23 protein-coding genes are annotated in these 19277 nt (G+C 40.6%); 13 read left to right on the top strand and 10 right to left on the bottom strand.

The window, feature by feature from the left end:
• Window positions 1-2 precede the first annotated feature (2 nt).
• The 3 genes from D7Z94_RS12535 to D7Z94_RS12525 form a co-directional block, all read right to left on the bottom strand.
• Window positions 3-338, bottom strand: coding sequence for a PadR family transcriptional regulator (locus D7Z94_RS12535; RefSeq protein WP_120712061.1), 336 nt, complete (start codon window positions 336-338; stop codon window positions 3-5).
• Window positions 339-503: 165 nt separating this feature from the next.
• The gene (locus D7Z94_RS12530) at window positions 504-1013 is read right to left on the bottom strand and encodes a nuclear transport factor 2 family protein (RefSeq protein ID WP_120711869.1); all 510 of its coding nucleotides are present in this window, start codon (window positions 1011-1013) and stop codon (window positions 504-506) included.
• Window positions 1010-1492, bottom strand: coding sequence for a DUF4870 domain-containing protein (locus D7Z94_RS12525; protein WP_120711868.1), 483 nt, complete (start codon window positions 1490-1492; stop codon window positions 1010-1012). Before D7Z94_RS12525 ends, D7Z94_RS12530 begins: the two co-directional genes overlap by 4 nt.
• Before the next feature lie 133 nt (window positions 1493-1625).
• On the opposite strand from D7Z94_RS12525, the gene D7Z94_RS12520 reads away from it, so the two are divergent.
• The 6 genes from D7Z94_RS12520 (at window position 1626) to D7Z94_RS12495 (ending at window position 6968) form a co-directional block, all read left to right on the top strand.
• Window positions 1626-2081 carry a DUF4442 domain-containing protein gene (locus D7Z94_RS12520; protein WP_120711867.1) on the top strand — a complete coding sequence of 152 codons (456 nt, stop codon included), beginning with the start codon at window positions 1626-1628 and terminating at the stop codon, window positions 2079-2081.
• 102 nt (window positions 2082-2183) lie between these two features.
• The gene (locus D7Z94_RS12515) at window positions 2184-3281 is read left to right on the top strand and encodes a sensor histidine kinase (protein ID WP_211341781.1); all 1098 of its coding nucleotides are present in this window, start codon (window positions 2184-2186) and stop codon (window positions 3279-3281) included.
• Between the two features lie 3 nt (window positions 3282-3284).
• Window positions 3285-3998 (top strand): LytR/AlgR family response regulator transcription factor, encoded by a 714-nt coding sequence (locus D7Z94_RS12510; protein WP_120711865.1) that lies wholly within the window; start codon window positions 3285-3287, stop codon window positions 3996-3998.
• Window positions 3999-4156: 158 nt separating this feature from the next.
• Window positions 4157-4498: a hypothetical protein gene (locus tag D7Z94_RS12505; RefSeq protein ID WP_120711864.1), complete on the top strand. Its 342-nt coding sequence runs from the start codon at window positions 4157-4159 to the stop codon at window positions 4496-4498.
• 491 nt (window positions 4499-4989) lie between these two features.
• The gene (locus tag D7Z94_RS12500) at window positions 4990-5787 is read left to right on the top strand and encodes a TIGR00266 family protein (protein ID WP_120711863.1); all 798 of its coding nucleotides are present in this window, start codon (window positions 4990-4992) and stop codon (window positions 5785-5787) included.
• Between the two features lie 527 nt (window positions 5788-6314).
• Window positions 6315-6968 (top strand): DUF2461 domain-containing protein, encoded by a 654-nt coding sequence (locus tag D7Z94_RS12495; protein WP_120711862.1) that lies wholly within the window; start codon window positions 6315-6317, stop codon window positions 6966-6968.
• A 27-nt stretch (window positions 6969-6995) separates the two neighbouring features.
• Here the strand turns inward: D7Z94_RS12495 and D7Z94_RS12490 are convergent, their stop codons facing one another.
• Window positions 6996-8384: a glycoside hydrolase family 140 protein gene (locus D7Z94_RS12490; RefSeq protein ID WP_120711861.1), complete on the bottom strand. Its 1389-nt coding sequence runs from the start codon at window positions 8382-8384 to the stop codon at window positions 6996-6998.
• A 317-nt stretch (window positions 8385-8701) separates the two neighbouring features.
• On the opposite strand from D7Z94_RS12490, the gene D7Z94_RS12485 reads away from it, so the two are divergent.
• From D7Z94_RS12485 to D7Z94_RS12470, 4 genes are all read left to right on the top strand, one after another.
• Window positions 8702-9268 carry a Crp/Fnr family transcriptional regulator gene (locus D7Z94_RS12485; RefSeq protein ID WP_120712060.1) on the top strand — a complete coding sequence of 189 codons (567 nt, stop codon included), beginning with the start codon at window positions 8702-8704 and terminating at the stop codon, window positions 9266-9268.
• 67 nt (window positions 9269-9335) lie between these two features.
• Complete coding sequence (locus D7Z94_RS12480) at window positions 9336-9692, top strand: DUF4406 domain-containing protein (protein ID WP_211341780.1); 357 nt, start codon at window positions 9336-9338, stop codon at window positions 9690-9692.
• Window positions 9682-10266 carry a GDP-mannose pyrophosphatase NudK gene (gene nudK / locus D7Z94_RS12475; RefSeq protein ID WP_120711859.1) on the top strand — a complete coding sequence of 195 codons (585 nt, stop codon included), beginning with the start codon at window positions 9682-9684 and terminating at the stop codon, window positions 10264-10266. The genes D7Z94_RS12480 and nudK overlap by 11 nt, the downstream gene beginning before the upstream one ends.
• Window positions 10267-10287: 21 nt before the next feature.
• Window positions 10288-10791 (top strand): peptide-methionine (S)-S-oxide reductase, encoded by a 504-nt coding sequence (locus D7Z94_RS12470; protein ID WP_120711858.1) that lies wholly within the window; start codon window positions 10288-10290, stop codon window positions 10789-10791.
• Here the strand turns inward: D7Z94_RS12470 and D7Z94_RS12465 are convergent.
• Window positions 10788-12056 (bottom strand): D-alanyl-D-alanine carboxypeptidase/D-alanyl-D-alanine-endopeptidase, encoded by a 1269-nt coding sequence (locus D7Z94_RS12465; protein ID WP_120712059.1) that lies wholly within the window; start codon window positions 12054-12056, stop codon window positions 10788-10790. The genes D7Z94_RS12470 and D7Z94_RS12465 overlap by 4 nt on opposite strands.
• 151 nt (window positions 12057-12207) lie before the next feature.
• Between D7Z94_RS12465 and D7Z94_RS12460 the strand changes: the two genes are divergently transcribed.
• Window positions 12208-12405: a hypothetical protein gene (locus tag D7Z94_RS12460; RefSeq protein WP_120711857.1), complete on the top strand. Its 198-nt coding sequence runs from the start codon at window positions 12208-12210 to the stop codon at window positions 12403-12405.
• 173 nt (window positions 12406-12578) lie between these two features.
• Here D7Z94_RS12460 and D7Z94_RS12455 read toward each other — a convergent pair whose 3' ends face one another.
• Window positions 12579-13517 (bottom strand): LysR substrate-binding domain-containing protein, encoded by a 939-nt coding sequence (locus D7Z94_RS12455; RefSeq protein WP_120711856.1) that lies wholly within the window; start codon window positions 13515-13517, stop codon window positions 12579-12581.
• Between the two features lie 105 nt (window positions 13518-13622).
• On the opposite strand from D7Z94_RS12455, the gene D7Z94_RS12450 reads away from it, so the two are divergent.
• The gene (locus tag D7Z94_RS12450) at window positions 13623-14102 is read left to right on the top strand and encodes a Dps family protein (protein ID WP_120711855.1); all 480 of its coding nucleotides are present in this window, start codon (window positions 13623-13625) and stop codon (window positions 14100-14102) included.
• 248 nt (window positions 14103-14350) lie between these two features.
• A complete protein-coding gene (locus D7Z94_RS12445) occupies window positions 14351-16510 on the top strand; it encodes a TonB-dependent receptor (protein WP_120711854.1) in 2160 nt (719 codons plus the stop codon).
• Between the two features lie 23 nt (window positions 16511-16533).
• On the opposite strand, the gene D7Z94_RS12440 is transcribed toward D7Z94_RS12445, so the two are convergent.
• The 4 genes from D7Z94_RS12440 to D7Z94_RS12425 form a co-directional block, all read right to left on the bottom strand.
• Entirely contained in the window at window positions 16534-16956 is a 423-nt protein-coding gene (locus D7Z94_RS12440; protein WP_120711853.1) for a DoxX family protein, read from the bottom strand.
• Between the two features lie 191 nt (window positions 16957-17147).
• Complete coding sequence (locus D7Z94_RS12435) at window positions 17148-17519, bottom strand: TfoX/Sxy family protein (protein WP_120711852.1); 372 nt, start codon at window positions 17517-17519, stop codon at window positions 17148-17150.
• 37 nt (window positions 17520-17556) lie between these two features.
• The gene (locus tag D7Z94_RS12430; protein WP_120711851.1) at window positions 17557-18795 is read right to left on the bottom strand and encodes an RNA polymerase sigma factor; all 1239 of its coding nucleotides are present in this window, start codon (window positions 18793-18795) and stop codon (window positions 17557-17559) included.
• 126 nt (window positions 18796-18921) lie between these two features.
• Window positions 18922-19269: a YciI family protein gene (locus D7Z94_RS12425; protein ID WP_120711850.1), complete on the bottom strand. Its 348-nt coding sequence runs from the start codon at window positions 19267-19269 to the stop codon at window positions 18922-18924.
• Window positions 19270-19277 lie beyond the last annotated feature (8 nt).

Raw genomic sequence — 19277 nt, 5'->3', positions numbered from 1 at the left:
TTTTAATTGTTTTTTTTGTTGGTTACCAGATTAGTGGCCTTTCGCAATTCGTCCCATGTAGTATCCAGCTCCTTTAAGAACATTTTTCCGGTTTCTGTTAGCGTATAGTATTTTCGTGGCGGCCCGGAAGTGGATTCTTCCCAACGATAGTTCAGCAGCCCCGCATTTTTTAAACGGGTGAGCAAGGGATAGATGGTGCCTTCTACTACTAGCATTTTAGCATCCTTCAACGTCCCCAGAATTTCGGAGGCATACTTGTCCTTTCCATTGAGGATGGACAGTATGCAATACTCCAAAACCCCCTTGCGCATCTGTGCTTTTGTATTTTCTACGTTCATAATTTCTTTTTTCTTTTTATGCGACGCTTTCTTTCCTGTATTTGAAGTGGTAGTCTGCATAGATTAACTGTTCGTTTTTTGACTGATGAATAAACATCCTAATTGATTTGATTGACGGTTAAACTCCTTTTTTAGGGTGTGATGAATACCCTTTGGTAATTCCTATTACATTGATCGATGGTCATAACTTAATTCTCGCTTTATCTTCCAAGCGTCCTGGTCCAAGACCCAAACATGGGTAAACTTTGCGATATCCCCTTTTTGATATTCCTTATCTCCATTTAGAAATTCAAACCGATGTATACCATGTTGAATGGCACCATAGATTTCACCTTCTTTATATAGGGGAAAAACCTCAAGGGAATCGTTCAACAAAATTCTCTTTGCGGGTTGTGGGTCATTAGGGTTTCTCTTTGCACAGTTTTCTTCCATAGGTTTCAAGAAGTTGCTTTTACCGAAAGTGACTCCTCCCTTATCGTGATAAAATTCAAAGTCTTCGCTGAACAAATTGGCCATGGTCTCGGTATCACATCGGTTAAAGGCGGCATCAAATAAGATGCTATCCTTTTCCTTCAATGCTTGGAACAGTTCCGATTCCTGATTTACTTGAGCCCCAACTAAAGAGTGAACAAGAAATAGGATAAAAAATATGATGTATTTTACGAGATATATCATTTTATAAAATTTATGGTTATGGGGTATTTAAAAGACTGCCCTTCATTGGTCCGAATTGTCCCTAAGATGGTATATACAATATTGACGATAAAGAGGGCACCCTGTAACAATCCCACGGCACCTAAGGGCCACATCCACCTCCCAAACCTAAAATTATCACTATCAAAATGGAAGTTGAGGTTGTTAAGATTATTGAGGCCATCAAAACCGAAATGGGAAAAATTGAACAAATCAGGAAGAAAGCCCACGAAAAAGGGAATACTTATTAAACCAGCTACAATAGAATAGAGGAGCAGGCTTATCTGAAAGTTCAAGACCTGTTTTCCATTATAGTTCACAAATTCGTACTCTTTCTTATTGGCCGTCCATAAGACCAAAGGCAATATGAAATTTCCAAAGGGAATGAAGAACTTGGAAAAGGTAGACGCATGTATAATTGCGGATAGATTTTTTTCGTGTTTGCTCAAAGTATTTTCCATCACCTATTATTTTCTTATGCAAATATATGGCTAAAAGAAGGTACTTTGCAAAACATAGTACTAAGATTTAACAATAAATTAACAAATATGGTTTTGATTATTTTCAATACTTTTAAGGACAAAATAGGGCATAATGGCAGTATCCACGGGCAAATTCAACACTTTTACATTCTTTAAACTTCCGTCGGCATGGTGGTGTGGCGTTCGGTTGCGGTATATGGATAAAAACAAGGCGGTAGTAACCGTTAGGCATCGGTGGTTCAATCAAAACCCGTTCAAAAGTTTGTTTTGGGCTGTTCAGGGTATGGCAGCCGAACTGAGTACCGGGGCCATGGTCATTACCCAGATTCGGGACAGCGGGAAACGGATTTCCATGTTGGTAGCGAGCAACAAGGCCAACTTTTCAAAAAAGGCCACAGGCAAGATTACGTTTACTTGTGAAGACGGTCATTTGGTAGGGGAGGCCCTAAGAAAAACTATCGAAACGGGGGAAGGACAGACCTTTTGGATGAAGTCCACGGGGATCAATGAAGATGGGGTAGTGGTGTCCACCTTTAATTTTGAATGGACGGTGAAGCTTAAAACGTGAATGGGAAGGAGGTCGAGCCCAAATGTTTGTACTAAAAAAGGCTCCGTTCGTATGAATAAAATCCGTGTTGGTAGCTTTTGGAAACGCTAATGATCTAAGGTTGTGTATTTTAGTACAATGTTTTTGTTCTCCAAGGTATATGAAAAATGGACATGGGAACGCATATCCCGTCATGTATTATACTGGTGCAGTTGGTGGGGGTTTTATGCGTTGGTAAACACCAACTCCTATTCGGATGGCAATTATGCGGATTGGCTTTTGGTGGAGCTTTTTGTGCTTCCCATTAAACTGACCATTACCTATTTTGTTATCTACTATCTGCTGCCGCGATTCTCTGCAAAGAGGCGCTATTTCTCGCTCTTGTTCCTAACCCTAACACTTTGTTTTCTTGGGGCCATGGTACTTAGGACCATGGAAATATGTTCCTTGCAGTCTTGGCTTTTGCTTTCCGGAGAATTGTGCTGCGCTTGGGGAAAGGCACCCTTTTTTGTCTTTAAAATGGTCTATAAGGCCTTGGATCTTTTGTTTGTGGTTTCCTTGGTGGCCATTATTAAATTTATCCAGCAGCAGATTGTCTATGAACGGAAGACCAAAAACTTGCTCACCCAAAAATTGGAAACCGAGCTTCGATTTTTAAAGCACCAGTTACAGCCTCATTTTCTTTTTAATACCTTGAACAATCTTTATGGATTAATCCTGACCAAAAGCGATAAGGCTGGGGATATGGTCGTGAAGCTATCGGAAATCATGAGTTATATGCTCTATGAATCCAATGAGACCCTGGTGCCCGTGGAGAGTGAATTGGCCAATTTGGAGAACTATATTGCTTTGGAAAAGATACGCTATGGTGATGAACTGCAAATCGATTATAAAGTAACAGGCGAAACCAAGGACAAAAAAATCCCACCTTTAGTTTTGATTTCCTTTGTTGAAAATGCATTCAAACATGGACCCTCTTCTAATTTAGAGACCAGTTGGATTCGAATCTTGACAGAAGTAAGCGAGCAACGGTTTTTGTTTATTGTGGAGAATAGCCTTCCTGTTGTTAATACCGAGAATGGGCAGGGGAGACCACAAGTACACAGCGGTATTGGACTTGATAATGTCCAAAAGCGCTTGGACCTTATTTATGGTACATCCTATGACCTGAAAATTACCCAGGGGAATTCTTATTGCATTGAACTTTGTATAAACATTTAGTGAATGGAAGACATACGCTGCCTAATTTTGGATGATGAGCCTATCGCCATTACGGTTATCGAGTCGCACCTAAGGGAGTTTAAAGACCTTAGGGTCGTCGCCACTTGTAGAAGTGCGTCCGAGGCTTTTGAAGTATTGCAAAGCGAAAGGATAGATCTCATTTTCCTAGATATCGAGATGCCCAAACTGGACGGTCTTTCCTTTCTGAAATCACTTAAAGATCCACCGCTCGTTTTGATTACTACCGCCCATCGCAATTTTGCCCTGGACGGATTTGAATTGGATGTGGTGGATTATCTGTTAAAACCTATTCCGCTAGATCGCTTAATGCAAGCGATAGGAAAGGTAAGGCGTCAGCTGCGTACGGACCGAGAGTATCATTCCAATGGATTGGATCCTTTGTCCTACATCTTTGTTAAGAGTGACCGAGAAAACGTAAAGATAAATTTGATGGATATCAGGTATATAGAAAGCCTAAAAAATCATGTAAAAATCGTTACCTCCCAGAAAAACCACATCACCATGGTGAGCATTGGCGAAATGCAGCATAAATTGCCTAAAAATCTCTTTGTTCGAATCCATAGGTCTTTCTTGGTCAATCTCAACCATATTCAAAACTATACCAACACCTATGTAGTTATTGACCGGAAATCCTTTCCGTTGGGCAATGTATACAAAAACGCCGTATTGGAGGTATTGGATAAAAACCGGATTTGACCGTATTTCCCATCTTTTGATCGGCCTTTCATAATCGATACGTTTGTTTTACTTGTTCGTACGACAAAAACGGCCGTTGGGCATTTTAGATTCCAGCGAGGGGATTAAGATTCTAATTTAGATGTGAATCTAATGTATAATCTAAAAATCCTTTGACCATGGGAAAAATCAAAAAGATTTTCGGAATAATAACCACCATTAGTCTCTTCATGTTTACCAATGAAGCAGTTGCGGACCTTCCTTATGACAATTCAGACCCGAGGGTGCAACAACGCAATAATAAAGTAATGATGACCTTTTTCAATGAGGAAGAAGCGGTCTATACCGTGGAGATTTTTTCGTCTGATTATGAGTTGATCCGTAAGGAGGTGTTGGGAGATGCCGTAGTGGTAGGCAAAATTTTTGATTTTGGCTATTCCAAAAAGGATTTATATCATATAAAAGTCTCTATGGGAAAAGAGATTTTGTTCCATAAAAGATTACGATTGGGAATTTATTAAAGGCAAACAAAAGTAAGCGGGTTCTTTAGCGACCATGTCCAAAAAAACACTTCGAAAAATTATTAGCGTAATCTTCATGAAGTTTAAAATGCTAGGACATAACAAAGGCGGAACCCGCTTTTTTTCATTAAACACTTCATAATTCCGATTAGGTGCCCAAATCCTCTTCTCCTTTTGTTCCATTCCATTTAGAAATTTAATTCTAGCAGAAAACCAACTGTCCAAATTTATAGTTCATCTACCTACCTCTCACGGAGGTAATGCCAATTTGCCTCTCAATGCCAATCCATGTTTATTTTATAGTATTGTTGTTTTCGATATTTTTAGTTCCGAAATACTGGGTGTAGAAGTTCAGCTGGGCTTGTACACCGATTACAAGACTATCCAATTGTAACAAATGAACCGTGGTGAAGACTATTATGTTACTAGCAGTATTTGCAGGACAGGCTATCCAAAAATGGCCAATGAACTTTAACTAAATAAAACAAAAGATGAACGCGCACGAAATAGATTATGATATTTACGGGGAGGAAATGCAATATGTAGAAATTGAACTGGATCCCCAAGAAGCTGTAGTGGCTGAAGCTGGTAGCTTTATGATGATGGATTCCGATATTAAGATGGATACCATCTTTGGGGATGGCTCCAATCAGGATAGTGGGGTCCTGGGAAAATTGTTTTCCGCTGGAAAGCGATTGCTTACGGGTGAAAGTCTTTTTATGACCGCTTTTCTGAACATCGGTCAAAGCAAAAAGCAAGTCAGCTTTGCGGCACCCTATCCGGGTAAGATAGTGCCCATTGATCTATCCGAAAAGGGTGGGAAGTTCATCTGTCAAAAAGATGCTTTTCTCTGTGCTGCTAAAGGAGTATCTGTTGGGATAGAATTCTCCAAACGCTTGGGTAGGGGACTTTTTGGTGGCGAAGGTTTTATTATGCAAAAGCTGGAAGGGGACGGGATGGCCTTTGTCCATGCTGGGGGAACCTTGGCACGAAAAGAGTTGGCCGCTGGTGAAGTCTTAAAGGTAGATACAGGCTGTATCGTCGGATTTACACAAAATGTGGACTATGATATTCAGTTTGTAGGTGGAATCAAAAATACGGTATTCGGCGGCGAAGGATTGTTTTTTGCTACCCTACGCGGTCCGGGTGTTGTTTACATACAATCCTTGCCATTTAGTCGATTGGCCGGAAGGGTTTTGGCTTCGCTACCCAGAGGTGGTAAAGATAAGGGCGAAGGTAGTCTTTTGGGCGGTATCGGGGATTTGTTGGATGGGGATAATCGGTTTTAGGGAGACGGAAGGACAAAAAGATGGAAAGACAAAAAGACGTGATATATTGACAGTGAGCAGTTGTCAGTTGCCAGTAAACAGTGGACAATGAGCTATGGGCAATGAACGGGAAACAGTGAGCAATCACAAATTTCAAAAAGACCTAAATAGAACATTTCACATCGGAACAAAGACGGAAAGAAAAAATTGAGATAGGATATATGGGACATGAGATTTTGACAATGAGCAGTGAACAGTTAGCGGTAAACAATAAACAATGAGCAATGAACAATAACAAGGTGTCATGCGTATTAAGACCAACCTGAACCTTAAACCTGAAATCTTGATCTTAAAACTAACATCCAACTTAAGACCAAAAGACGAAAGATAAAAAGACGTAAGATTTAAGATTTGGAAATTATATTTTTAATTCCTTAAACCTTAAACCTTAAACCTTAAACCTTAAACCTTAAACCTTAACCCTTAACCCTTAACCCTTAACCCTTAACCCTTAACCCTTAACCCTTAAACCTGACATCTAACTGCCCATGAACTTTAAAAACCTTATCCATTTTTTAACGGAACTCAACAAAAACAATTCCAAGGAATGGATGGATGCCAATCGCAAATGGTACAAGGAAGTACGGGACGATTACATATCCTGGTTGGACAAAATGGATTTGGCCCTTGCAGCAATAGATGACCAGTATTATTCCACTCCAGGAAAGAAGGGTATTAATCGCATCAACAACAATTTAATGTTCCATCCCAACAAACCAATTTATAAGGATCATTTTGGAGCGGGACTGGATAAACGTCCTAACACGGGGGATTTCTATGTAGAAATTGGCATTGAACAATCCATGTTAGCGGGTGGGTTTTGGCGACCGGTTCCAAAAACATTACGAAGTATTCGGGATGCTATTGATTATGATGGGGAGGAACTCAAAAAAATCCTCAATAAAAAGTCGTTCAAGGAGACCTTTGGTGACCTGGTTCTTGATGAAAAGCTAAAAAGCGCCCCAAAGGGGTTCTCCAATGACCATCCCCATATAGACCTTTTACGTAACAAGACCTTTGCGGTACTGCATTCGTTTTCCAATACCGAGGTATTACAGGAAGATTTTGAACAAAAAGTGATTAAGGTCTACCAAGAAATGCTGCCCTTCAGAAGATATTTGAACAAAGCGGTTACCGTCTAAAAAGGTTTTTTTTGAATCTCACAAAATTCAATGCCCCGGAACCTTGAATTTTGTATTCATCGCATCGATCACAAATACCCAATCATTTCCTTTTCCTGAAGTTGGTGGTGCAATTACCACGCTTTCCTTTTTGGCTAATGTTTCACCCTCAAATGCGTTTCCGGTTCTTGGATCATACCACCAAGTTTTTAAAGTATCTGTATTGAGCTTGCTTAAATTTAGCTCTGTTTCCTTGCCTGTTGGAAAATAGATCATGGCGTAAGTTCCATCACTATCGCGCGTAGCAATTACATAGTCTTCAGTCTCCTCCTGGTTCCCAACCACCATTTCCTGATCGGGTATACGACTAAGGAAGGGACGCGACAATATTAAATTTTTTAAGTGCTTGGCCTGGGTGGCCATGGGTAATTCTAATGCTTCGGGCCAGGGGCGCAACGGGCCATTGATCCCGTTTTTATCCAATTTGAACATTTGCCAAACATCATGGCAGCCATAGGTTTGCCCAAAGGCTCCGGCAAAAACGTTCCAATACATTATCCGACGAATATCCCGGGCAGTACTATAGCCCAACTCCTTGGCATTAAAACAGTTGGGATGATTCTCATAGAGCGGTTCCCCGTCCAATACAGGTTTGGTCGGCTTCAGATTGTAATCATGTGTTATATGTTTGTATGTGCCTTTATTGGCACAATGTCCGGTTTGGTGCATATTAAAATCCAACCATGCATCTTGATGGAACCAAGTTGAAGAACCGGCCAACTCCGTGGGTTGCGGATGAAAGCTCATAAGCCCATTTTCGTTTCCACCGATTGCCTCGACGATACCAGCGGCCATTTGTCTCCACACCATCACATCATTGGAATCCTTTCTCGGATTTCGATCACCACCTACGATCCAAATAATGTTTTCAAAATCTTTATATCGATTCCCAATCCATTTACCGAATAACTTGGCATTATCCGAGGTAAAGACTTCCGGCCCAACGCCCCAACTTTCCGTAAAGAGTTTATCGCCCCAGGTAGGTAATAGGGCGATATAAATTCCCAAAGAATCCGCCTTCCGTATAACGTAATCCACATGTTGAAAATATTGGTCATTGGGAGTTTTTGGGTCATTGTTCACCAAGGGTGTCTCACCATATGGATTGGGTACATTGAGTCCATCAATTTCTGCCAGGGCCACGGCCTGTATTACATTAAAACCTTGTTCCGCCCTTTTTTCCAGGTACATATTCACATCTTTACGATCACATCTATGGAATAGTTCCCAGGCTGTATCCGCCAACCAAAAGAAAGGTGCCCCATCCTCGGTTACCAAATAGCGATTGTTGTCACTTACTTTCAGTTTTTGTGCCTCGAGGTCAATCGTGTGGAGAAGTACAATTCCGATACAAAGAGATACGACTCTTATATGCATGATTACGCTTTTTGGTTGAACATAGGACAAATGTAAACTATATAAGGGGTAAATCGATTACACTATCTGGTCAAGATTTGACCAAAAAATATTGCCTTTTCGAAGATAATTAAGCAGGGCTATTTTCGTTTAATGCGCACGTCAAGAACTTTAAATCAAATTGTGGCAATACGGGCTAAACCTTCGGTAAGAGCATAATTTTTTGCAATCGGTACCTGATAAGACATTAAAATTTATTTTTGTAGACATTGGGGCACTTCCCTAAGAATATCGAAAAGGAGCTCCAATGCCGAACTATTTAATCCAGATTGTTTATTGTGAACGATTCCCAGATTTTTTTGAACATTCAAAAACACATAGACCTAACAGCTGAGGAAAGGGATTGGATAAGTGCTGTTTTAGAACTGAGGGACATTCCAAAGAAAGAACGGGTATTGGAGCAGGGCCAGATATGCAGAAAGCTGTATTTTGTGGAATCGGGAAGCCTAAGGGCTTACAATTCAAACAAACAAGGCAAGGAATCCACCATTATGTTCGCAGTACAGGATTGGTGGATTACCGATATGTACTCCTTCGTAAATCAAAAACCGGCCCTATTATCTCTGGAAACGCTAGAGGACAGTCGTTTGTATTCATTGGATTTCCTCGCTTTGGAGCAACTTTTCACGAAAATACCCAAGCTGGAGCGCTTTTTTAGGATTCTATTCCAAAAAGCCTACGTTAGGGAGCAACTTAGGGTGCTAGACGCCATATCGCGGACCACGGAAGACAGATACGCCCGTTTTGTTGCAAAATATCCCCAAATTACCTCAAAAGTGACCCAAAAACAAATAGCCTCCTATCTTGGTGTTACACCGGAGTTTTTGAGCAGCGTAAAGAAATAAATAGTCTCTTAAACTATCTTAATCTTTTATTGATCGGAATTTATTTTCTTTACCAAAACAGAAAATGATGATGATCTTAATTGCGGGACCTTACGCCAGCAATACGGGGAATGACCCTGCGTTGATCCAAAAAAACATGGACAAACTAGAGTCGATGGCATTGCCCATATTTCGAAAGGGACATATTCCCATGATCGGTGAATGGGTAGCCAACCCCCTAATGCGATTAGCGGGTTCCACCGAAATAGGAGATGCCATATTTACGGAGATTCAATACCCAACGGCACATCGGTTGTTGCATAAATGTGACGCAGTCCTAAGGATTCAAGGAGAATCAAAGGGAGCGGACCAGGATGTGGAAATCGCAAAAGAATTAGGACTCCGTATTTATTATAATTTAAAGGACATACCGGATGCAGAATGACGGGATTCGCAATATCAAAAAAGAGCTACTATCGGACAATTGGTATACGCTCAACAAATTCACCTATGAATACCAAAAACCGGACGGCAGTTGGGAAACCCAATATCGAGAAGCCTATGACCGGGGCAATGGTGCCGCTATATTGCTGTATAACCAAAAGAAAGGTACCGTGATCCTAACACGCCAATTTCGTATGCCCACTTATGTAAATGGGAATAGCAGTGGGATGATGATCGAAGTCTGCGCCGGCCTTTTGGATGGGGAAAATCCGGAGAATTGCATTAAAAAAGAAGTGCAGGAGGAAACGGGGTATAAAGTGGATAATGTACAGAAGGTTTTCGAATCCTACATGTCCCCTGGTTCGGTGACCGAGATCCTTTATTTCTTTATTGCTGAATATGAGGATAGAATGAAGGTAAGTGATGGTGGCGGTGTAGATGAGGAGACCGAAAATATTGAAGTCCTGGAATATTCCTTCGAAAAAGCATTGCGTATGATACAGACCGGGGAAATCAAGGATGCGAAGACCATTATGCTGTTGCAATATGCCCAGATCAATGCGTTATTTTCCTGAGGAATTCCCGACTATAGTGCAGTGAGCTCGATTAAAAAAATAGCTTTTGGTGGCGGATGCCATTGGTGCACGGAGGCGGTGTTTCAATCATTAAAGGGTGTTGAAAGGGTAGAACAGGGATTTGTAGCTTCGGAAGCTGGTAACGAGACTTTTTCCGAGGCGGTTATTATATCTTTTTTTCCAAATGAAATTGCGTTAAAGGACTTGGTGCTTATCCATTTGTTTACCCATGAAAGTACGGCGGACCATTCCTTCAGAAGTAAATATCGTTCTGCAATTTATACGATAGACCCTGGAGACAAAGAGAAGCTGGAAAGTATGTGGGGCGAGTTCCAGGCCCAATTCAAAAAGAAGCTGATTACAAAGATACTTCCTTTCAAAGCCTTCTATCCTTCGGACGAAATGTTTCACAGCTATTATTATTCGAACCCAGCGAAACCCTTTTGTAAAAAATATATCGACCCAAAATTGAAATTGCTTCGGGAAAAATTTTCCAGACAGGTGGTTCCGGAAAGGATGCCTTAATAAGTATCCCTGATAGTTTCAAAAATAGACTGCATTCTTTTTTTAACTTCTGAAGAAGGAATTCTAAAGTGATTGTTCATAAAGCTGAAAATTAAAGTTTTGCCCGATTTGGTCAATAGATATCCGCTTATACAGTGGTTGTTTCCTAAACTGCCTGTCTTGGCATAGATATAGGGTTCGGGGTCTCCGGGATACCAATTTTCCAACGTACCGGAAACGCCTCCGGCAGGGAATAAACTAAACAATCTTTGCCTTGGGATATGTTGGTACATTAAGTGAAGTACATGTACCATGGATTGTGGTGTAAAAAGATTGTATCGGGAAAGTCCTGATCCATCAACCCATCTAGGAGGCTGTCTCAAGTCGGTCAACAAGCTATCCAAAACAAAGTTACGGACCTTATCCGTGTTCAGGGTGTCGGATAGGGTAGAGGAAGCTAGAATAAGTAATTGTTCGGCCAGAAAATTATCGCTGTCCATCATCATTTTGACATAAATGGAATCGGATGGCATACTGTATAGGACGCTTTTTTTTCCTTTGATCGGATTTTGGGTAATGGAAACCTTTTTCTTCAGTGCATCCTCCAAAAGATTTCGAACTAGGGTACTATCCAACTTCAAGGGAATTTCTACGGTATCCCTTCTTGAGGGATTAAAATAGAACAGGTTTTCGTTTTCTTCCCGTTGTATGGCATAATCAATTGGAATTACCTTGTCCTTGAAAAGGGCAGGGGATACCTGTAGTCCTTCTTTTTCATAGACGGTAAGCACGTTACCATATACCGGGAATGAACTGCGTTCGGCCGAATAGTACCATTGATAATCGCCCCAGGCCCAACCAGGTCCAAAACGTTCTTCCTGGATATTGTTCAGGTGAAAGGAAATTATGTCGTATTCTTTAAGAAAATTTAGAGCTGTACTATCCTTAAGATAGGGATGTAAAAAAGAGGGGTCGCCCGTACCTTCTACAAACAGGGTGTCGTTGTAGACATTATATCTTAGGGAAGGGATACTATCCGGTAATAGATGTAAGGAGGTAAACAGTGTATAAATTTTCGTATTGCTTGCTGGGGTAAAATATTTGGCACTATTATGGGAAAAAATGGTATCTCTTTTTTCGGGGTCTAAAACAAAGAATCCGGTGAAGTGATTTTCAAATAGCTCTGAGTCCAGAACTGGGCAAACATTTTTTTGAACTATTTTTTGGGAACTGGTGCAGCCTAGTAAAACAATCAAAATGAAGCCTATAGATACTATCTTTTCCATAGCCATCCAAGATAAGGATATTATGCAAAATGGATCGTCTATACTGTTTTAACAAGAAATTATCTAATTTTTAACTGCACTGTACAATAAAAACCTCACTTTTCTTGTTAAATTTGAGAATACGATCTAATCTCTAAAAACATTTAGGAATATGGCAAGAGCTATGCTGGAGTACTCTAAAACTGTACTCAGAAAGGTTAGTTTTGATGCGAAACTCTTCCTCAAGGAGTTAAAAAAGGCAGTCACCAGATTACTGCCCGAGGAAATTGAGGAACTAAAACTCTGGTTAAAACAATTTGTAACGGATAAGCCCGAGCTTCAAGAAGGGCTACTTTATCTAAGAGCATAATTCAAAACCACCTTTCAGGTGGTTTTTTTAATTCCCAGCAACCTTACCGCAATTTTTCATCTTCTACAAAAAAGAAACTTCTTTAAAGGATTCTTATTCTATACGCAGTTTTCTTGTAAAGATAATTCCGTATTTATAGGAGCTTGTTTGTACAGATATAAAGGATAAATAGGCTATTTGTTCAAAGGACTTATAATTTTCACGTCCTGAAACGCAATAGCCCCCCTAACGATACCGGAAATTACATCGCGAATAGCTTCGGTAATCTGGATTTTGAGTTCATTTTTGTGATAGATTAGACTCACCTCCCTTGCCGGTGGCGGATTGTCGAAATATTTAAGATTTTGTTTTTTCTTTTCATCCAGTTCCAAGGTATTCAAATAGGGCAGAAGCGTCATCCCCAACCCTTCATTGGAGAGGTTTATCAAGGTCTCGAAACTACCACTTTGCAGTTGAAAATGTTCGTCCGTAAAACTTTTTGGGGCATTGCATAGGTTTATGACCCCATCCCGGAAACAATGACCATCCTTTAACAAAAGCACATCCGAAATATCCAAGTCTTCGGGATTTATTTTTTTTGCCTTGGCCAATCTATGGTTTTTGGGTATGTAGCCCACAAAAGGTTCATAATATAAGGGTCGCTCTTGTATGAATTCACTTTTTAAGGGTGTTGCGGCAATTCCCGCGTCCAAATGGCCATCCTGGATGTTTTGGATAAGTTGTTCCGTACTTTGCTCCCGAATAATAAGATTTACTTTAGTATACTTGTTGATAAAAGTCTTAAGAAACATGGGCAAAAGTGTGGGCATAATAGTGGGAATAATGCCCAAGATAAAATCTCCCCCGATAAAGCCCTTTTCCTGATCAACAATATCCCTTATCCTCTCGGCCTCGTTAACAATGTTCTTGGCCTGGGCCACGATTTTTTTACCAACCTCCGTAATAGAGATGGGCTTTTTCTTACGGTCAAATATCAATACATCCAGTTCATCCTCCAACTTCTGTACCTGCATACTTAAAGTGGGTTGGGTAACAAAGCTTTTTTCGGCGGCCAAGGTGAAATTCTGATACTCGGCAACTGCCAGAACATACTGTAATTGGGTAATAGTCATGGGCTATAATTTTATGACATAAAATTATAAAAACTATTGATAAAATCTATGCTAACGACTATTTTTTATATATTAATTTTATACTAAATTAAAAAACGTAGAAATATGAAACTAAATAGTATTGGGCTAAATGCCGATAAATCAAAAGAGTTAAGTAATGACCTTAACACCTTATTAGCCAATTTTCAACGATATTATCAAAACCTTAGAGGGATACATTGGAACGTAAAAGGAAAAGGCTTTTTTGATCTTCACGTAAAATTTGAGGAGTTGTATACGGATGCAAATGCAAAGGTAGATATGATTGCCGAACGGGTTTTGACGCTGGGTGGAATTCCACAGCATACCTTTGAGGATTATATTGCCAATTCCAAGGTTCCCGTAGGCAAGAACGTTTCAAAGGACGAGGAAGCCATTCGACTCATAGTTGACTCCCTTAAGGAATTGCTTATCATTGAAAGAAGGATTCTTAATGCTTCGGACGAAGCCAACGACGAAGGCACAAATGCCATGATGAGTGATTTTATTACAGAACAGGAAAAAACGGTCTGGATGATGAAGGCCTGGTTGGCAGAGGAAATATAGCTTTAACCCGGAGTCTTATAACCAAAGGTTAATTCGAAAACAATAGAACCTCCTCTTCAAAGGGGAGGTTTTACATAATACTTTGATTACTTCAATTTGAAATCGGCAATACTGAATTGTCAATTTCTACTACTGAACTGTTTCTTGATTTTTAATTTTCATTCCACTCCTTAAAACCAACGGTTCGGTAAAAGGGTTTGGGAAAGCCTGTTATGCCTTCCCAATTTTGTTTCATCAAATCCTAAATGATGAAACAACTAATTCTAATCACCGTATTTATTTTCTCCACCTTGCTTCCCGCCCAGACTATCGTTTCTGGAACAGTGATAGACAATAGGAATCAGCCCATTACTGGAGCCAATGTGTATTTGGAAGGCACCTATGATGGTGCTTCCACCAACGAAAGTGGAGAATTTAATTTCGAAACCACCGAAACTGGGACCCATAATCTCATTATTTCCATAATTGGCTATGAAACTTTTATGCAAGCTGCCGATATCTCCTACTTTCAAGATTTGAAAGTTACATTGCAGGAAGCTATTAACCAATTAACCGGAGTTACCCTTACTGCCGGTACTTTTGAGGCCGGTGATAACTCCAAGGTATCGGTATTAAAACCCTTGGATATCGTTACAACGGCCGGTGCTGCAGGGGATTTTGTGGGAGCTTTGCAAACTTTGCCGGGAACATCCACCGTCAATGAGGATGGCCGTTTGTTCGTCCGAGGAGGATCGGCAAACGAGACACAGGTTTTCATTGATGGACTTCGGGTGTTTCAACCCTTCAATGCTACTGCCAACAATGTACCGACCAGGGGTCGATTTTCACCCTTTTTGTTCAAAGGGATTACGTTTAGTACCGGTGGATACTCCGCTGAATACGGTCAGGCGCTTTCCAGTGTATTGCTCCTCAATACTACGGATGTACCCGATCAGGAAAAGACGGACATTGCAGTTATGTCCGTTGGCGGAGGATTAGGTCATACCGAAATTTGGGGCGATGAATCCTTGAGTATCAATACCTCCTATATTAATCTATCGCCTTATCAAGCCCTTATTCCGGACAATCAAGGGGTTCGATGGAACAATCCGTATACCTCCTTGTCCGGGGAGGCCGTTTTTAGAAGTAAAGGGGAGAACAGCATTTTTAAGCTCTATACCGGATTTAACCATGCCAATTTGGACATAGATCAGGAAGATATCAATTTTGAGGATTTTGTTCGTTTTCGCCTTCGAAACAACAACTTGTATTTTAATAGTACCTACAAACATTTTTTTGATAATGCATGGACGCTATCCACGGGAGCCAGTATCTCATGGGACACCAATGCAATTGGTATAATTGATGACGATATCGATACCAAGGAAACGGCCTCTCACATAAAACTGAAATTGAAGAAAAACTTCAGTTCAAAATTTCAATTGAATTTTGGAACGGAGTACTTTTTGACCGACTATGAAGATACCTTTACCGGGCAGGATGACTTTGTTTTTACTAGTGGTTATTCCGATAATCTGGCAGCCGTATTCTCTGAGGCCGATATTTTCTTTAGCAATCGTTTTGCCTTGAAATTAGGGGCACGGGCCGAATATTCCGATGTATTGAACGACTTTAACATGGCCCCACGGCTTTCATTGGCCTACAAAAGCAGTGAAAAAGGACAATTCTCATTGGCCTATGGCGATTTTTACCAGAATCCAATAGCGGATTATTTACGATTTGATCAAGAACTTTTGACCGAAAAGACCTCGCATTATATCCTAAACTATCAATATTTGGGTGATGGAAAAACCTTTAGGGCCGAGGCTTTTTATAAGGATTATGACAATTTGGTAAAGTTTGATACGGAGCTTGCCCGATTCAATTCCAGTTTCAACAACCAAGGGAAGGGATACGCAGCAGGATTGGATGTGTTTTGGAGAGATAACAAAAGCGTAAAATATTTGGATTATTGGATTTCCTATTCTTACTTGGATACCGAAAGGGACTTTCAAAATTTCCCTGAAAGAGCAACACCAAATTTTGCGGCCAAACACAATTTCTCAGTGGTGACCAAATATTGGGTAGATAAATGGCGTTCCCAAGTTGGATTTTCCTATACGCATGCCTCCGGTCGTCCGTATGATAACCCGAACACCCCAGAATTCATGGGTGAAAAAACCAAGGCATTCAATAACCTTAGCTTCAATTGGGCCTATTTGATCTCACAACAGAAAATCCTTTATTTTTCGGTAAATAATGTATTGGGGTTCAATAATATTAATGGATACCAATATGCAGATACGCCAAACATAGATGGTATTTTTGATCGACGTACCATTCGCCCGCCGGCAGATACTTTCTTTTTTGTAGGTTTCTTTTGGACTATAAGCACAGATAAAAAAAGCAATCAACTAGACAATCTGTAGCCCTCTACGAAAACAAAGTCAATTCACTTCTGCATTTTTAAATAATAATCCGCGGAATGTTTGCCAGAACCATAAAAGACAAAAAACAAGCAAACCAATAGGACAATGGAAGCCAAAATAAGGTTTGTCCCGTTCATTTCCCCTAAAAAGTTAACCAATATGGCCCCGATCAAAATAGGCAACTGGGCAATGACTGCCCATCGGGTGAGCAGCCCCACCACAATCAAGAAGCCCCCGACAAAATGTGCCGGGGCAACATAATGTAATATGAGCATACCTCCGGGCATGTTTTCAAAAGGTTTAATAACTTCTTCCATTTGTTGAAGGTTGGACATGAAATCGATGCCTTTCATAAAAAGGAAAACTCCCAAGGCAACACGTAAAAGATCAAGTGGATAATAGGTATGGGCATTCGCCCATTTGTTTAAGGTTTTAATCGTTCCCATGGCGAAAAGTTGTTGTCTGCCCTCGGATAAGGCAGGGTTGTAGAATTATAAGATACTCATTTTTAATGAGATATAAAAATAAAAACCACTTTTCTTACCGTTCAGTGAACTCAAAAATAGCCTTTGTAATAATGGGAGCATGATTGAATTGATAGCTAGCAAGACGACCGTCACCCAAGATAAGTTGGTACCTATTTCTTTTTAGCCCTTTTTTTACTGCTTTTGGCCAATGGATTAAAATCCAAACATAGTTGGATCCAATAATCTAATTCATGGTCTGTATCGATACCTTCTGCCGAAATGTATACGTAGCCTTTCATAATGCGTCCGGTAAAGTCCATCTGGCGACAATGCTGTTTTTGCAGCGCCAATTCGTAGTTCTGTTCTCCTACCCGGCACATCAATCGGGGTGTGCCAGTTTTTTTGTCGGTATCCAAACCAAAGCACATTTTATCGTCGACCATAAAACATAAGCCGCCCATCATTTTCTTTTCCTCAAAATAGACCGATTTCTGTTTTAGGACCAGCCGGGCCCGATCGGCCAAAAATTCGTCATAAGCCATGATATTATCTATTTTAGGTTATTCCATTTTCTTAATCTTATCCCTTGCGAATACTCTCCAATTTTTTAAGAATCCACTTCCGTTCGTTTTCCGTAGTTTTTAGGGCTGCCGCCCTTTGCAAGTGATTCCTTTGCTTATCACTATCGGAACCCGAGTAGAGTTCGGCCAGCAACAGATGGTATAGATGATTTTGTTTCAAATCTATTTTTAGGGCTTCCTCAATAGCCTCCTCCCTACTTCTGGCCCTGGCCAGTGCATACGTCCGATTTAGAGCTGCCATAGGAGAATATTCAATTTGTAATAGCCTATTGTAAATTCGCAAAATGTTTTCCCATTTTTCTTTTGGGTCCAGCTTGCTTCTGGTGTGCCAATAGGCAATTATGGCTTCTAAATGATATTTGGTGATTTCGTCCCCATTTCTGGAGCGGCTCAAAAATAATACCCCCTTCTTAACAAGCTCCTTGTCCCATATGGATTCATCTTGGTCCGCATAAACGATTTGCACTCCCTTTTCATCCATTCGAGCCTCGAACCTTGAGGAATGGAAACAGAACAAGGCCATCAGCGCATTGGTCTGAGACAAGTTGGTCAACTTGGAATTCAACAACATGTAATTTAAACGCATAGCCTCTAGGCAAAGGTCCTTACGTAAACGTTTCTCTGAACTTACAGAATAATAGCCTTCATTAAAGAGCAAATACAGCACCAAAAGCACGTTTTGCAACCGACTCTTTAATTGACCGGCATCGGGCATGGTCAAATCTATCTGATGCTGACGAATTTTTTCCTTGGCCCTATACAATCTTTTATTAATGGTTTCGGGTTTGCTTAAGAAGGCTCCGGCAATTTCGGCCACCCCGAACCCACATAAAATACGTAATGCCATGGCAATTTGAGCTTCGGAAGATATAACCGGATTGCAAATGGCGAACATCATTTTGAGCTGGCTATCCTGAATGTTGGAGTCGGACAGGTCTATTTCAATAGCCTGGGAAACATGGGTTTTATGTGATAGCTCGGGCTTAATTTTTTCCCGGAATATTTTCTCCCGCTTAAAGGTATCACGTGCCTTGTTTTTGGCGACGGTGTATAACCATCCGGTAGGATTATCCGGAACTCCCTTCATGCCCCAAGTTTCGGAAGCCTTTAGAAAGGTTTCGCTTACCAGGTCCTCCGCAAGCTGGATGTTTGAAAGACCAAAGGTCTTGCATAGCACCGAAACAATTTTACTGAATTCGGTACGGAACAGGTGAGGTATGAGTTCTCTGGTCGGCATGAATCAAAAAACATAAAACGTCATTGCGCCAACCATTGCACAAAAGATTGGGAAGTAATTTTAACTTTCGGAAAGATTACTTTGTTTACCAAGCTTTTAACGGCCCTAGCGCAATGACATTTTAAATTACATATCAAAAACCATTACGTCCCGCACTTCAACTCTTCCGGTCGGAAGGGAAAGAATGGGACATCCTTCGGATAGTTTAAAGGCCTCATCCAGATCATTGGCCTTTACGATGATATATCCACCTACTATTTCCTTAAGTTCGGCATAAGGACCATCCGTTATTACACCGTCCGAGGTTACGGTCTTTCCTTGTGTCCCCAGGGCATTGGTGGCTACAAATTTTCCTTGGGCGGCGATTCCACCGATCCAGTCCTGCCAAATTTGCATTACTTCCTGCATTTCCTCAGGGGTAGGGGCTTTGTTGTCAGCATCTTCGGTTCTGAAAATCATCATAAATTCATTCATAATTTCTA

Source organism: Ulvibacterium marinum (assembly GCF_003626755.1).
GTDB classification, from domain to species: domain Bacteria; phylum Bacteroidota; class Bacteroidia; order Flavobacteriales; family Flavobacteriaceae; genus Ulvibacterium; species Ulvibacterium marinum.
The sequence above is the reverse complement of the archived record's forward strand: the minus strand, read 5'-3'. Positions and strand labels throughout refer to the sequence as shown.